This is a genomic window from Soonwooa sp. T0.1_25, from assembly GCF_057652215.1.
Genome location: NZ_JBYFBZ010000013.1, coordinates 1 through 15,167, shown reverse-complemented (window position 1 = coordinate 15,167; position 15,167 = coordinate 1). Strand labels below are relative to the sequence as shown.

The 15,167-nt window shown below is 34.3% G+C and carries 13 protein-coding genes; 9 read left to right on the top strand and 4 right to left on the bottom strand.

Features of this window, described 5'->3' with window-relative positions; genetic code table 11:
* Window positions 1-4 precede the first annotated feature (4 nt).
* Window positions 5-466, bottom strand: a complete 462-nt coding sequence (locus tag AC23MB_RS12575; protein WP_312322518.1) for an Lrp/AsnC family transcriptional regulator — start codon at window positions 464-466, stop codon at window positions 5-7.
* A 146-nt stretch (window positions 467-612) separates the two neighbouring features.
* Here AC23MB_RS12575 and AC23MB_RS12570 point away from each other — a divergent pair, with 146 nt between their 5' ends.
* The 6 genes from AC23MB_RS12570 (at window position 613) to AC23MB_RS12545 (ending at window position 10,953) form a co-directional block, all read left to right on the top strand.
* The gene (locus AC23MB_RS12570) at window positions 613-1,818 is read left to right on the top strand and encodes an aminotransferase class I/II-fold pyridoxal phosphate-dependent enzyme (RefSeq protein ID WP_312322516.1); all 1,206 of its coding nucleotides are present in this window, start codon (window positions 613-615) and stop codon (window positions 1,816-1,818) included.
* A gap of 156 nt (window positions 1,819-1,974) precedes the next feature.
* Window positions 1,975-4,347: a choice-of-anchor L domain-containing protein gene (locus AC23MB_RS12565; RefSeq protein ID WP_487787453.1), complete on the top strand. Its 2,373-nt coding sequence runs from the start codon at window positions 1,975-1,977 to the stop codon at window positions 4,345-4,347.
* A 91-nt stretch (window positions 4,348-4,438) separates the two neighbouring features.
* Window positions 4,439-8,695: a T9SS type B sorting domain-containing protein gene (locus tag AC23MB_RS12560; protein WP_487787452.1), complete on the top strand. Its 4,257-nt coding sequence runs from the start codon at window positions 4,439-4,441 to the stop codon at window positions 8,693-8,695.
* A gap of 131 nt (window positions 8,696-8,826) precedes the next feature.
* Entirely contained in the window at window positions 8,827-9,618 is a 792-nt protein-coding gene (locus AC23MB_RS12555; RefSeq protein ID WP_487787451.1) for a hypothetical protein, read from the top strand.
* Window positions 9,619-9,682: 64 nt separating this feature from the next.
* Window positions 9,683-10,363 (top strand): tRNA (guanosine(46)-N7)-methyltransferase TrmB, encoded by a 681-nt coding sequence (gene trmB / locus AC23MB_RS12550; RefSeq protein WP_313029334.1) that lies wholly within the window; start codon window positions 9,683-9,685, stop codon window positions 10,361-10,363.
* Window positions 10,360-10,953 carry a DUF6759 domain-containing protein gene (locus tag AC23MB_RS12545; protein ID WP_313029337.1) on the top strand — a complete coding sequence of 198 codons (594 nt, stop codon included), beginning with the start codon at window positions 10,360-10,362 and terminating at the stop codon, window positions 10,951-10,953. Before trmB ends, AC23MB_RS12545 begins: the two co-directional genes overlap by 4 nt.
* An 81-nt stretch (window positions 10,954-11,034) precedes the next feature.
* On the opposite strand, the gene rpsB is transcribed toward AC23MB_RS12545, so the two are convergent.
* The 3 genes from rpsB to rplM all read right to left on the bottom strand — a co-directional run bounded on the left by rpsB (window position 11,035) and on the right by rplM (window position 12,824).
* Entirely contained in the window at window positions 11,035-11,793 is a 759-nt protein-coding gene (gene rpsB / locus AC23MB_RS12540; RefSeq protein WP_079667344.1) for a 30S ribosomal protein S2, read from the bottom strand.
* Window positions 11,794-11,976: 183 nt separating this feature from the next.
* Window positions 11,977-12,363: a 30S ribosomal protein S9 gene (gene rpsI, locus AC23MB_RS12535; protein ID WP_079667343.1), complete on the bottom strand. Its 387-nt coding sequence runs from the start codon at window positions 12,361-12,363 to the stop codon at window positions 11,977-11,979.
* 5 nt (window positions 12,364-12,368) lie between these two features.
* Window positions 12,369-12,824: a 50S ribosomal protein L13 gene (gene rplM / locus AC23MB_RS12530; protein WP_409507967.1), complete on the bottom strand. Its 456-nt coding sequence runs from the start codon at window positions 12,822-12,824 to the stop codon at window positions 12,369-12,371.
* 223 nt (window positions 12,825-13,047) lie between these two features.
* On the opposite strand from rplM, the gene AC23MB_RS12525 reads away from it, so the two are divergent.
* From AC23MB_RS12525 to AC23MB_RS12515, 3 genes are all read left to right on the top strand, one after another.
* Window positions 13,048-13,971 carry a DUF3667 domain-containing protein gene (locus AC23MB_RS12525; RefSeq protein WP_374329431.1) on the top strand — a complete coding sequence of 308 codons (924 nt, stop codon included), beginning with the start codon at window positions 13,048-13,050 and terminating at the stop codon, window positions 13,969-13,971.
* 239 nt (window positions 13,972-14,210) lie between these two features.
* On the top strand, window positions 14,211-14,501 hold the full coding sequence (locus AC23MB_RS12520; protein WP_374329443.1) for a DUF3667 domain-containing protein: 291 nt from the start codon (window positions 14,211-14,213) through the stop codon (window positions 14,499-14,501).
* Between the two features lie 215 nt (window positions 14,502-14,716).
* Window positions 14,717-15,142: a hypothetical protein gene (locus AC23MB_RS12515; protein ID WP_374329430.1), complete on the top strand. Its 426-nt coding sequence runs from the start codon at window positions 14,717-14,719 to the stop codon at window positions 15,140-15,142.
* The last annotated feature ends 25 nt before the right edge of the window (window positions 15,143-15,167 follow it).

Sequence of the window (15,167 nt, the reverse complement as noted above, 5' to 3'; positions counted from 1 at the left end):
TTTTTTATATGATAGAAACCGCTGTTGTGGATTTGACCTCACCAATAACAAAAGCACTGTGAGAACTTCCGATATGTTTTACGACCGTCAACTTGTTAACTATAAAACTTCGATATTCTTTAATATTAGCAACACCGATTTTTAGAATGTAATCAAAGTCTCCACTCACATGGAAGCAATCCATGACTTCTTGCAGTTCTGAAATTTCTTTTTCAAACTCTTGCAAATACTCTTTTTTGTGCTGCGTAAGTTTGATGTGACACAAAACGACAAAATCTCGATTAACCAATTGTTTATCGATTAATGCAACATATTTTTTGATAACTTTGTTTTTTTCAAGCTTCCTAATCCTTTCGTATACTGCAGTTGCCGAAAGATTAAGCTGATTAGCGATTTCTTTAGTTGTCATTTTTGAATCTTCCTGTAGAAGCATCAAAAGTTTTTTGTCAGTATCGTCGAGATTCATAAAATATTCTATTAAGCAGATAGTTTTAAATCAAATTTACGCAATAAAATCTAACAAACAATATAAACATTGTAATATTATCCAAATATTAATCAACAGCTTGTAAAAATTAATACTTTCTGCAATATTTGTATAAAATAATCAACGTGAACACATTCGATCCAGCTAACAACATTCAAGATTTACAATACTTCGGGGAATTTGGAGGCGTTAATCCTTCCATTTCTGATAGTTCGACTTATACATTTTTATCAGCCAAAACGATGTTTGACACCTTCGAAGGGAATACAGATGGCTGCTATCTATATTCTCGCCACTCCTCGCCTAGCAATTTGTACTTGGGTGAAGCTCTTGCACAAATGGAAGCTACAGAAGCTGCGAATGTAACCGCTTCGGGAATGGGTGCGATAACGTCGGTATTAATGCAACTTTGCAAATCAAACGATCATATTGTATCTAGTAGAACAATCTACGGCGGGACTTATGCATTCATGAAGAATTTTCTTCCAGACTATAACATCAACACGAGTTTTGTTGATATTACAAAATTGGATTTGGTGGAGGCAGCCATCACGCAAAATACAAAAGTATTGTACTGCGAATCTGTTAGCAATCCACTTTTGGAAGTTGCTGACATTGCAGCTTTATCGCAAATCGCAAAAAAACACAATCTAAAACTGGTTGTTGACAACACGTTTTCTCCGTTATGTATTTCTCCTAAAGAATTAGGCGCTGATGTGGTTATCCATAGTTTAACAAAATTCATTAACGGAAGCAGCGATACAGTTGGCGGTGTCATCTGTGGAACGCAAGATTTCATTAACGATCTTAAAAATGTAAACACTGGTGCTTGTATGCTTCTTGGTCCGACAATGGATAGTTTGCGCGCTGCCAATATTCTTAAAAACCTAAGAACACTTCACATCCGAATGAAGCAACATAGCCACAATGCGCTTTATCTTGCAGAAATGTTCGAAAAAGATGGCTTGGTTGTTAAATATCCAGGTCTACAATCTCACAAAGATCATCAGCTTTACAAATCGATGATGCGCGAAGAATATGGCTATGGCGGCCTGTTGACTTTAGACGTAGGCACAACCCAAAAAGCCAACGAAGTCATGGAAATGATGCAATACGAAAACCTTGGTTATCTTGCTGTAAGTCTTGGATTTTACAAAACATTATTTTCTGCATCCGGAAGTTCAACCTCGTCAGAGATACCGGAAGAGGAAAGAAAAAGCATGGGACTGTCGGACGGACTTATCCGCTTTTCTATTGGACTGGACAACGACATCAAACGGACTTACGAAAAAATGCGCTCTTGCCTAGTTTCGACACAAATTTTACGCTAAATCATTTTCATATTTTCATTTAGAATCCCAAGTTTTTACGAGCTTGGGATTTTTATTTTGTTTAAAATTATTTTAATAACATTAAAGAATTTAACAATATTAAATATTGTAATTTTGTTGCCCCGAATTCTCAACAAGAAAATAGGAAAGCAAAAAATGTGTAAAAATCTACTCCATAAACTTTTACTTTTTAATCTAATAATATTTGGATATTTTTCATCAAATGCCCAAAGTATTAGTATTAATACAACTTCATATACAGCAGACCAACTTGTTAAAGATATTTTTGTAGGGAACAATCAAAGTTGTATCGCTGTTGATAATATTAATATTTATGGGAAAGAATTTGGAGGAGGTAAAAAAAGCTGGGGATATTTCAATAAAAATAATTCCAGCTTAGCTTTTAACGAAGGTATCATTCTTTCAACAGGAATGGCGAATCTTGCAGTTGGACCAAATTCTAGTCTACAAGACGAGAAGGATTCGTCTTGGAAATCTGATCCAGACTTGTTTGATGCACTAAAAAATGCAGGACTACCAACAGATAATTTATTAAACGCAACGGTTTTAGAATTTGATTTCATATCTAAAAATAAAAACAGTATTGCATTTGAGTATATGTTTTTGTCAGAAGAATATCGACCAGATAATTGTAATTATTCTGATGCTTTTGCTTTTTTAATCAAAAAAGCTGACAATACAGAGCCTTTCAAAAACATAGCTGTCGTACCAGGAACAAATATCCCTGTAACGTCTCTAACAATAAATGGTGCTGAAACATGTCCAAGCAATATTCAATATTTTGGTTCTTTTAATGATTCTAGGTATCCAACTCATAATTTTAATGGAGAAACAAAAGTGTTAAAAGCAATTGCAAATATTGAAGTTGGCGTTAAATACCGAATGAAATTAGTAATTTCCGACCATGGTGATATACAAGGAAGATACGATTCAGCGGTTTTTTTAAAAGGTAGAAGTTTTGGAAATAAAGATTTAGGGCGTGACTGGACAGAAAATAATGGTAATGCACTTTGTCCAGGCGAAAACAGACAAATTGACGCGACGGAAATTGGAGCAACCAAATATACATGGTACAAAGATGGGGTTCAGATTTTGTCAGGTAACTTTCCCACCTATCTTGTTAAATATGAAGATGCTGGATATTACGAGGTAGAAATTGAACTTAATGGCGCTTGCAGTATTAAAGGGCAAATTAACATTGAAGGGCAAACGATGCCTAATTTCATGAATACAACTTTTAAAGTTTGTGATGAAGACTTTGATAACATCTATAATGTGAATTTGGATGATGAGAACACGAAACAAATTCTTGACAGCCATCCCAATTTTCAAATTAGGTATTATGAAAATGAGCCAATAAACACGAACAATCCGAATGAAGTTCCAATTAATAAAATAAGTTTTACTACGAATTCGAAAAGTGTCTGGATTTGGGTGAAACCTGGAAATTGTGATCCAGTTACGAAAGAGATAACATTCTCTAAAAATTCAAACAGCACACCGAAGCCTCATTCGGATATTGCGATTTGTGATGATAAACTTGAAGGCTATAAAGAAATTGACCTTTTGGATTATTATAAAGACATCGCTGATAACATAGAAGGAATACCTCAATTTTATAAAACCGAAGAAGATGCAAAAAAGCAAAATAATGTACTTAATAGTACTAAAGTCCTATTAACATCTACCTCACAGAATAAGTATTACATCCGTTATAACCAACCTAACAAGTGTGATGATATTGAAGAAATAACATTCATTCTAAAGCAACCAGCAAAATCTAATATGCCAAAAGAAGTTAAAATCTGTAAAAATACAACGACAACTTTAGATGCTGGCGAAGGCCCGAGCCCAAGCACTTTCTTTACATCGTACGAATGGAGTTTTAAAGACCCCATAACACAAACCAATGCTACCACTCAAAAAATTGAAAATGTACCCGTTGGCGTATACACCGTAAAACTTGGTTATAATGCTTGCTTTTATACACAAACTGTCGAAGTCAAGCAAGCGCCAACTGCTATTATAGATGCTATCGAGATTAATGGATCAACCGTGACTATTAAAGCAATTGGTGGCACAGCGCCTTACAAATATTCATTGGATGACAACACATTTCCTGGTAGCTTCCAAGATTCTTCGATTTTCAAAAATGTGTCGCTTGGTAACCATACGATCTACGTCAAATCCAGTGATGATTGTGGGCTTGTATCTAGAGATTTTTCGGTAGTCAATATTGCCAATGTCATCAGCCCAAATGCCGATGGCAAAAACGATGTAATCAATCTTTCTGAATTATTAAATAAAACCGAAGCTCGTTTTAAAGTTTATAATCGAAACGGTGTTTTAGTGTTTGAAGGTAATTCTGCCAACCAATTTATTTGGGATGGTAAACAAAACGGCCGCGTTTTGCCGACAGGTACCTATTGGTATGTTGCTGATTGGATAGAGCCAACATCTGGAAAATCACAACAATTAAAAAGCTGGATTCTATTGAAAAATTATTAATAAAACACGAATAATTTTTAGTTAAAAAGCCTTTTATCCATAATACTTTTGCCATTTTATCGTTACATTTGTTAGCATAAGTATTATTTTAATGAAAAGGTTTTTATCGGCGTTTATACTTCTATTTTTTTTCACACAGTTTTCCGCACAATTTGATAAAGAGCATTGGTTCGCACCGATGTTCGATGATCAAGGTAACACAAGTCCGCTAACTCAGTTTTTACATTTATCAACAAATTCTGCAACAGAATTTACGGTATATGTCTACAACAACAATAAGATAATCTATCAAGCCAATATCAAAAAAGGTAGTCCTGCGGCTATTGGCATCGATCGTCAATACATGATTACAAAAGATGCTACAGCTTTGGGAAAAGCTAGCACCATGGGACTTTATGTTAGAGCTGACTTTCCTTTTTTTGCAAACTTTAGATTTGGTGTTGATGCACATGCTGAGATTTTAACTTCAAAAGGTGAAGCAGCTTTAGGTCGTGTTTTTTACACTGTTGTATCACCAAATAACTTTAGTCACAAAGATCTCAATTTTATGACGAGTGTTATTGCAACGCAAGACAATACGCTCGTAAAAATAGATGGATTCAAAAAACCTTTAGTTTTTAATAATGTTCCTACACAGGCTTCATACACAGTAACGCTCAACAGAGGACAATCTTATATTTTGCAAGGGAAAAGTCTTAGTAATCTTAGTAACTTAGATGCCTTTACAGGAGCGCATATAACTGCTGATAAACCAATTTCGGTGACTAATGGTAACTTCAATGGGCAACAGTCAAAAATTGCATTTAGTGGAGACGGATCAGATATATTGATGGATCAATCAGTACCAACCGATAAACTAGGCGACGAATTTATTATCGTTAAAGGTTATGGTAAAATTGGCAACGATATGGAAGGCGCTATTGTAGTCGCTACCCAGCCAAATACCGATATCTACGTTAATAATGAAACATCACCAATTGCGACACTTGCTAATCCAGGAGACCACTTCAGAATAGACGATACGAAATACAAACCTCAAGGTAGCGATCATTACAATCTATACATCAAAACGAAAGATAAAAAGAAAATATATGTCTACCAATTAATGGCTGGCGTAGAAAATGACACTAAAAATGGTATAGAAACCATTAAAGCCGTCTCTACTGGAGGTATGAATTTTATTCCACCTATCAGTTGCTATCTTCCAAAAGTTATTGATGAAATTTCTGATATTGACAAGATTGGTCCAAAATCTTATACTACCAAACTAAACATCATTACGCAACAAGGCGCTACGGTTATAGTAAAAAATGGCTCTACTATTATTCAAACTATTAATCCTTCAGATTTAAAACCTGTTTCTGGTGCCACTGATTGGGGCACTTATTCGATACTAAATGTAACTGGCAATATCTCAGTTGAGTCGACCAAAGCGGTTACTGCTGGTATTTCGGCAGGAGATTCTAATGTTGGTTACGGTGGTTTTTTTGCAGGTTTCACTAGAATACCTTTAATTGTAAATGTAGATGAAAATGCTTGCATTCCATACGCGATTTTAGAGCTACCGCAAGGTTACACCAAGTATGAATGGTTCAACGTTGACGATCCTACAACTATCCTAACAGAGGCTGCAAGTCCTCACATTTTTAAACCAACAAAACCCGGAACATATAAATGTCGTATAACAGAAGGTTCTTGTGATCCCGAAGAAACTTTGCCTTATAAATTTGAAAATTGCAAAAAAGAGGTCACAGACAGCATCTGTGGCGTGAAAACTTTTACACCAAGTTTTAAATACAATACAGGCGAAGCCGTTGCAAGTATTAACATTACAAAACAACCAACCAAAGGAACTGTAGTTGTTAGTGGTGCCACTTTTACTTATACTCCTAATCAAGATATTACCAACCAAACCGATGAGATAGAATACAATATTTCCAACGCTTCCGGAACAGTGACAGAAAAGGTTAAACATACAATTATTATTAACCAAATTATTGCAACAGACACGACCGTTGGAGAATGCTCGACTACAAATTCTGCGAGTTTTGATTTAACAAAAACCAAGTACACAACAGTACCAAATTTCAAAAGTGTTAGATACTATACATCGCCAACTGGAGCAGAAAACCAAGTTGCATTAGAAGAAATTTCAAGCCCCTATCCTGCAATAGATGGCACAATTGTCTATGCAAGAATTGAAAATACTTTAGGTTGTCATGCTGTCAGAAAAGTGACTTTAAAAATTATGTCAGCTCCTGATGTTAAACCCGAAAACTACACAAAGCTCCATTGCGACGAGGAAGATGGCAAACTAGATGGCAATTATCAAGCGATTCTTAATGATGTTATTGGTGGTATTATGACAAACTCTGCTGGTTTTACAATTAATTTTTTTAAATCAAAACCTGATGCTGAAGCACCTACTAATGCATTACCACAAAACACGCCATATATCTTCACGCCTAGCAATAATAAAATTTGGGTTCGTGTAGAATCTGACTGCGATCTTGTCATCAAAGAAGTTGAATTAAAAATTGGCAACGCAATTCCCGATGCAACTGGCGGAACAGAAACCTATAAAGAAAATGTTTGTAATGATGTTAACGCTTACGATTATCTAAGTAAATTCACTCACGAAACAGGATTAAGCGGAACTTATTACAAATCCCTTTCTGATGCTCAAAATAATATAGATGGCATAACAGTTAACAATCCGACAACGCTTAATATCGCAGATGGCGTTAGCACCTTTTACTTTAGAGTTTGGAATGCGACGTATTGTGCAAGAATTTTTAAGTTAGAATTATCACGTCAAAGTCCTCCTAAGCCAACTTTCGCAGGTGCGCCTTACAGCATTTGCGATGATGGCACTTCAACTTATACTCTAGATGCAGGAGCTGGCCACACATCATGGGAATGGTATAATGACAATGATCCTAGCACAATGATTACTAACAGTAGAACAATCACTGTTAAACCTGGTAAATATTTTGTCATTGTTAAATCTGCAAGTGCGCCTTGTCCAACAAAATCTGACGTCGTGGAAGTTATCGGCGAACCAAAACCTGATTTGGATACAACTAGACTGACTAGAACTTTTTGTGATAACGACCTTGATGGCAAAGCAGATGTAACATTCTCGACAGATGTGACACCCTATATCCTTACAAACAGTTCGCATTTTGATGATATTAAATATTATACAAATGCAGCAATGACTTCTTCATATCTAATCACAACAGACAAGTGGTCTTTTGCAACTGACACAGCAGATGTTTGGGTAAAAGTAAAACCAAAGCATTGCGCAGAAGCTTCAGCAAAAATCACATTAAAAGTCGGCCCTAAAATTTCGTTATTAAAAGATAAAGAAACGATTCCAGAATGTGGCGATCTGGAAGGAAAATACACAGTTAGCAATCTTGATAATTACAGAACTAACTTCACAACTGATCAAAGTTTAAATTTTACTTATCACAACTCAAAATCTGGTGCTCAAAATAACAACGATATTGTAACAAGTTCAGATTTGACATTTACAAATACAAAAACTTATTATTTGCGTATTTCGTCATCAACTGGCTTATGCCCTATTTTAGCAGAATTAACAATCAACATCAATCGTCCAGAAGCTTCAACAGAACTTAAAGACGAATCGATTTGTAGCGGTACAACCATCGATTTAAAAGTTGGTTCGGGTTTCAGAAGTCATGTTTGGTACAAAGCGGAAGATCTTAATACGCCAATTTGGGATAAAGAAACTTATAATGCTTCAATAGGAAATTATGTTGTCGTCCTTGAAGCACAAAATGGCTGCAAATATTCTCAACCAGTTAAAGTAACTCAAGCTGAATCGGCAAAAATTACAGCTATAATTATTGATGGTACAACGGTTACAGTAAAAGCAGAAGGTGGTGTTCCTCCATACGAATATGCACTCGAAGGGCCGTCATATTACAGCCCGTTTAGTATCAAAAATGTTTTTCCGGATGTTAGCACACCTGGCCTCTATACGGTATCGGTAAAAACGTCTAGTAATTGCGCCCCAACAACGGCAAACTTTAGCATTCTCAAAATACAGAATACCATTACGCCAAATGGCGACGGTCGAAATGATTATGTTGATTATTCTGAATTAAAATCAAAAACGGATGCTAAGTTTATCATTATCGATAGATATGGTAAAAAAGTATATGATTCTGCAGAGAAAAAAGATTACATCTGGGACGGAAAACTCAATGGTAAACCGCTGCCAAATGACACCTATTGGTACATTTTGGAATGGACAGATCTTGGCGCACCTTCGCCAACTCAGCAAAAAGGTTGGATTTTACTTAAAAACAATTAAAAAATCTATCACTAAAAATTTAATTATAACAAATTAACAATTCTGGGTTAAAGTTTAATATAACTTTAACCCTTTTTATTTATCATAAACACAACAAATAGGGAAAATTCTCAATACTTTTGCTTCTCGAAATGAAACAACTTTTACTACTTTTTATCACGATATTTAGCTTTTCTCTAAAAGCTCAAACTTACAATGGGGAAATCTATTTGAGAGATCATTCCAATCTTTTTCTTAATCAGTTTTATGTAACCAATCTTAATACACAAAACACGGTTTTAGCAGATTATAACGGAAATTTTAGTATTCCTGCAAAAAGTGGCGACGTTATTAGATTCACCTCAATTATCACCGATCGAAAAGACATTACTTTAACCAACGAATTATTAGCATTAAATAAAAACTTCGTTGAGTTGAGCATCGCCTACTACGAAATACAAGAAGTTGTTGTATCAGCCTTTAAAGCTAGCGGAAATTTGAGAAAAGATGTAACCAGTCTTAAAAGTACGGACACATCTTACGAACTCCGAAAAGTTATTGGACTGCCTGCGCCGAAGGGTGATGGCACCTCGCCTCAAGAGTCGTTGTTAGGCTTTCGCGATGGCGGATACAGTCTTAGCATAAGCAGTCTTTACGACATGTTATCTGGGGAAGCGAAAAAGAAAAAGCGCCTTTATGAATATGAAAAGATGGAAAAAAGCATTAGTGGTATTCAAAAGTATTTTGGCGACGACTATTTTACACGTTTAAAAATCCCTAAAGAATTCATCCCAAATTTCTTGCAATTCATCTATAGTTCAGATAATATTTCTTATTTGACAGAAGCTGGTAATTACGAAGCGGTGAAGCCTTATATCGAACGTTATCTTCCAATTTATCAAAGACGTCTACGAAATTCACATTTGACCGATTCTGCCTTGTAATTTAACATAATAATTGTTAAAGCTAAGTTAAATTTTCTTATTTTTGAATTCATTAAAATTCAAAATGGGCAAGAATAAAATAGCAAGATTCGAAGAGAATAAAGTATTACCTAACGTCTTTCAACCAACCCGCGAGGAAGCACTTAACAATTATCCCTTAAAAGGAAATTGGAGAAAGGACGTGTTTAAAAATGATAATCCTATTGTCCTAGAACTCGGCTGCGGAAAAGGTGAATACAGTGTTGGATTAGCCAAAGCTTTTCCCCAAAAAAACTTTATTGGTATTGACATCAAAGGCGCTCGTTTTTGGTTTGGGGCAAAAGAAGCTCATACATCTGAAATGAATAATGTCGCTTTTTTAAGAACTCAAATCGAATTGATTGAACACTTCTTTGCAGAAAATGAAGTCGACGAAATTTGGATTACTTTCCCAGATCCACAGATAAAATACAGACGTACAAAACATCGTCTTACCCATCCTGACTTCCTTGATCGTTATAAAAAAATCATGAAGAAAGAAGGTGTTGTTCATCTAAAAACAGATTCAGAATTTTTACATGGATATACATTAGGTTATTTGCAAGGCGCAGGACACAATATTATCACAGCTCATCACGATATTTATGGTGCACCAGAGTACGAACCAGGAACACCACTTCTAAGAGAAATACAGACTTATTACGAGCAATTATTCTCAGCAAAAGGAAAAACTATAACCTATATCAGATTTCAAATTAAATCATGAAAAACTTGCTTTTATCAGCATTTTCCGGACTCTTGCTAAGTCAATGTACTATCAATAATTCTAAAAATCATATCACAAAAAGTAATAATATATCAGAAATACAACAATATATTAGTAAAGCTCATAGTGATGATCAGTACTTGACTTTTCTAAAAAAACGTCTTACTACATTAAAAAATCAATCTTGGATGAAAAGTGATCTCGGCCCTGCAATGTCAGCACGAGCAGTTCATCCTACTCCAAATTTCAACCAACCTATTTATACGATGAATCAAGCATTGTATGATAAACTGTTACTAGAGAATAAAGCTAAACAACTACAACATTTTGTTGATTTAATTAATGACATTATTAATGGTAAAGATCCGGAAGAAAATGATGTTATTATTGTATTTGAAAATAATTCTGCATGTAATCTTATTCTTAACGTAAGAGGATCTTCTCATAAAGACATTGCTGTTCCGTCAAAAAGCAACATGTACTTTACATTAGACAAAGGTGAATATAATTTCAGTTGTAATGTTTGTGATAAGATTTATGCTTCAAAAAAAACAATCTCAAAAAATATAATTTTAAGTATTGGTACTTAAGTTTTTTGTATTTACAATTAATAAAACAAAAAAGGTTCAGAATAAATTCTGAACCTTTTTTTATTTCAATTAATCTGTTGATTAAGCTTCGAAGTCAGCATCTTTTTCTGCTGTAGCCTTCTCCCCTTCTTCTTTAGATTTTTCTTTCTCAGCTTTTCTTTGAGATTGTCCTTCTTTGATAGATTCTGATACTACAGAAAGTACCATATCGATAGCTTTAGAAGCATCATCGTTTCCTGGGATAACGAAGTCAACTTTTCTAGGATCAGAGTTAGTATCAACGATACCGAAAACTGGAATACCTAATTTTTTAGCTTCTGTAACAGCGATGTGTTCTCTCATAATATCTACTACAAAGATAGCAGACGGAAGACGCACCATATCAGAGATAGAACCTAAGTTCTTTTCTAAGTTAGCTCTTTGACGATCAACTTGTAATCTTTCTTTTTTAGATAAAGTTTCGAAAGTACCATCTTTCTTCATTTTATCGATAGCGTTCATTTTCTTAACCGCTTTTCTGATAGTTACGAAGTTCGTCAACATACCACCTGGCCATCTTTCTGTGATGTAAGGCATGTTAAGTTCTGCTGCATGTTTAGCAACAACTTCTTTCGCTTGCTTTTTAGTCGCTACGAAAAGAACTTTTTTACCTGCAGAAGTTATTTTTTCTAAAGCGTTACAAGCTTCGTCCAATTTAACTGCAGTTTTATGTAAATCTACGATGTGAATACCGTTTTTCTCCATGAAAATGTATGGAGCCATATTTGGATTCCACTTTCTAGTCATGTGACCGAAGTGTACGCCAGCCTCTAGAAGGTCTTTTACATTTGCTTTTGCCATGTTTTCTTTTTTTGTTAGTTTACTTTCCGTTTCTTAAACAATCAACAACTTCTATAGATGGGAGAAGCGTTTGGATGCTAAACGTAACGGGCAATTTTTAAAGTTAGATTAATAGATTTTAGATATGAGACAGCAGACAAAAAATCTGAAATCTGACATCTCCAATCTGATGTCTGAAAAAAATTAACGTTTTGAGAATTGGAATCTCTTTCTTGCTTTTTTCTGACCTGGTTTCTTTCTTTCAACCATTCTAGAATCTCTAGTAAGAACACCGTGAGGTTTTAACATCCCTCTGAATTCTTCGTTGATTTCGCAAAGAGCTCTTGAAACGCCTAATCTGATAGCTTCAGCTTGACCTGTGATACCACCACCGAAAACATTAACTGTTACGTCATACTGACCTACAGTTTCTGTTAATAAAAATGGTTGGTTTGTTTTATATACTAAAACATCTGTACCGAAGTATTCTTTAACGTCTTTACCATTAATAGTGATGTTACCAGCACCTGGTTTTACGTATACTCTAGCTACAGAAGTTTTTCTTCTTCCGATTTTGTGTACTGTAGACATACTTATTATTTAAATTCGTTAAGGTTGATTACTTTTGGCTGTTGAGCTTCGTGCTTATGCTCAGTCCCTTCATATACATGAAGATTTTTAAGGATAGCGCTACCCAATCTGTTTTTTGGAAGCATACCTTTAACTGCTTTTTGAACAACTTTAAGGTTGTCTTTTTTCATAAGTTCTGCAGCAGTCATCGACTTTTGTCCACCTGGATACCCTGTATGCCAGATATAAGTCTTATCATCCCACTTGTTTCCAGAAAGTTCTACTTTCTCTGCATTCAAAACGATTACGTTATCACCACAATCTGCATGTGGCGTGTAATTCGTTTTGTGCTTACCTCTCAAAATCTTTGCAACTTTAGAAGCCATACGTCCTAATGGTTGCCCAGCAGCGTCTACTACAACCCATTCTTTATTTGCAGTAGCTTTGTTTGCCGATACGGTTTTGTAACTTAATGTATTCACAATTTATCGTTTACGATTAAACATAATTTTTCCCTATAAAAGGTGTGCAAAGGTAAGTAATATTTTTGGAATAAAAAATCCTTTTCAATATTTCTAATAAAAATCTAAATTAAATCTCATTCTTTTAATTATTTAACTTAACTACACTAAACGTCTAAAATTGTCAAAACAATATAATAAGATATACTACTGAAAAACTTAGTATATTTGTTAAAACTAACCCATGAAAACCAAAAACTTACGCAGTGAGAATAATTGCCTCAACTGTGGCAATATAGTTGAAGTAAGATTCTGTTCGCATTGTGGACAAGAAAACTTAATCTTGGATTTGCCTTTCTATTTTGCTTTTCTTTCATATTTTCAAACTAAGGCTAAATATGACAAAAACCTTATAAAAAGCACTAAAACTTTAATAAAAGAGCCTGGATTTTTAACCAAAGAATACACAAAAGGACGACGTGCAAGCCATCTAGAACCCGTTAGGTTTTATATAGCTGTAAGTTTTATTGTGTTTTTTGTAACTTCATTTTTATACAGCCTGCATCATACACAAAGCTTTAGATTCTATTACGAACCAGAAGATGATATGCAAATATTAACAGAAGATGTTGTTTCGAAAATGGATCAAAATACATTACAAGAGCATCCAAATGTATATTTTTTGTATCATCCTTTTTATGAAAAATTACTTTCTTTAAAAAAAGAAGGTTGGTCGGACGATCTTATCAGCGAAAAATTATTATCCAAATTCGTCAACAACATTCCGACAGCATTATTCCTTTACCTTCCCGTGTTTGCACTTGTGCTATGGATATTTTCTGACAGGAAAAATTACACTTATTTCATCAACAGTATTTTCTCGATACATTACTTTACTTTATTAATTATAAGTTTTTTTGTTTGGTACCTATTAGAAAGCTTACAAATTATTTCAAAAATTGATTTTATAGACCAAGTTATTATGTTCTTACAATATGGAATTATCATATTTGTAATTTTTCATTTCGTAATAGCTTACCAAAAGTTCTTTGATGAAAAAAGCATCATTGGTGTTATTACAGCAGTTGGCTTACTAAGTTTTAATCTTCTGTTCTTTTCAGTGTTACTTATCAGCTTATTATATTATACATTTATCACGATGGAATAAAAGCCAATTACAAACATTTTTTGCATTCATTTACCGTTAATCATTTTTTCTAAATATCATTTGAACAGAAAAATTTTATTTGTGCTTGAAAACATCATCACATTATGAGCCACGGAAAAATCAGGCATGAGAAAGATTGTCTTAATTGCGGAGATTATGTAGAAGAAAGATTTTGTACACATTGTGGTTAAGAAAATACAGAAACAAGACAGCCATTTCGTTTTTTATTCACCCATTTCATAGAGGATTTAACACACTATAACGGACAATTCTGGGGAACAATTAAAAATCGTCTTTTCAAGCTAGGAAAGCTTACCAACACCTATATAGAAGGCAAACGTCAAATATTTGTCCCTCCAGTTAAGTTATACATTTTGGTCAGGTTTGTCACTTTTTTTTTATTTGCGTTTTTCTCAACTATTCATTTTGATAGTACACATAATCCGTACAAAACACAAAATGAAGCCACCGCTGCAAAGAAAGAATCACAAGCAAAACGCGAAATATTACTGGAAGTGCTGAAGGATTAAAAAAACCTAGCAATAAGCAGCTCTCCGACTCTATTGTTAATAACAAAATTGATTCTCTAAGAACAATCATTAATAAAAATAGTACAGATGAAGAGGTTAGTTTTAGCTGGAAAGAATTAATTGATGCTGATAATGGCATTAGCGAAGATGGTAATTTTCTTGATTACAAAACACAAGAGGATTATGACAAAAGCACAAAAAATAAAATCGCAGGTTTGACATGGCTCCAAGATGCATTCGCTCACAAATATTTTGAACTAAAAGAACAAGGTGTCAAAAAAGGTGAAATCTACACCAAAATTTCACAAACCTCTTTCCACAATCTACCGAAGGCATTGTTCATCTATCTTCCGATTTTTGCATTCTTTTTATGGATTTTCCACAACAAGAAAAAATGGTGGTATTTCGATCATGGTATTTTTACACTGCATTATTTTTCGTTTTTACTACTAACGATTTTAATTGCTGGATTAGGTATAAAACTTAGCAACGCTGTGGGAACCAACGAATTTTTAGCACAGATCGTTAATTTCTTCCTAGTTCTATTAATGATCTATAGCGGTATCTATTTCTTTATCGCACATCATCGTGTAAGTCTCCCCAAACGTTGGACAGAATTATACCCTCATTTTGTATTGTAAAACTATAAAATATTTCATTCTGTTG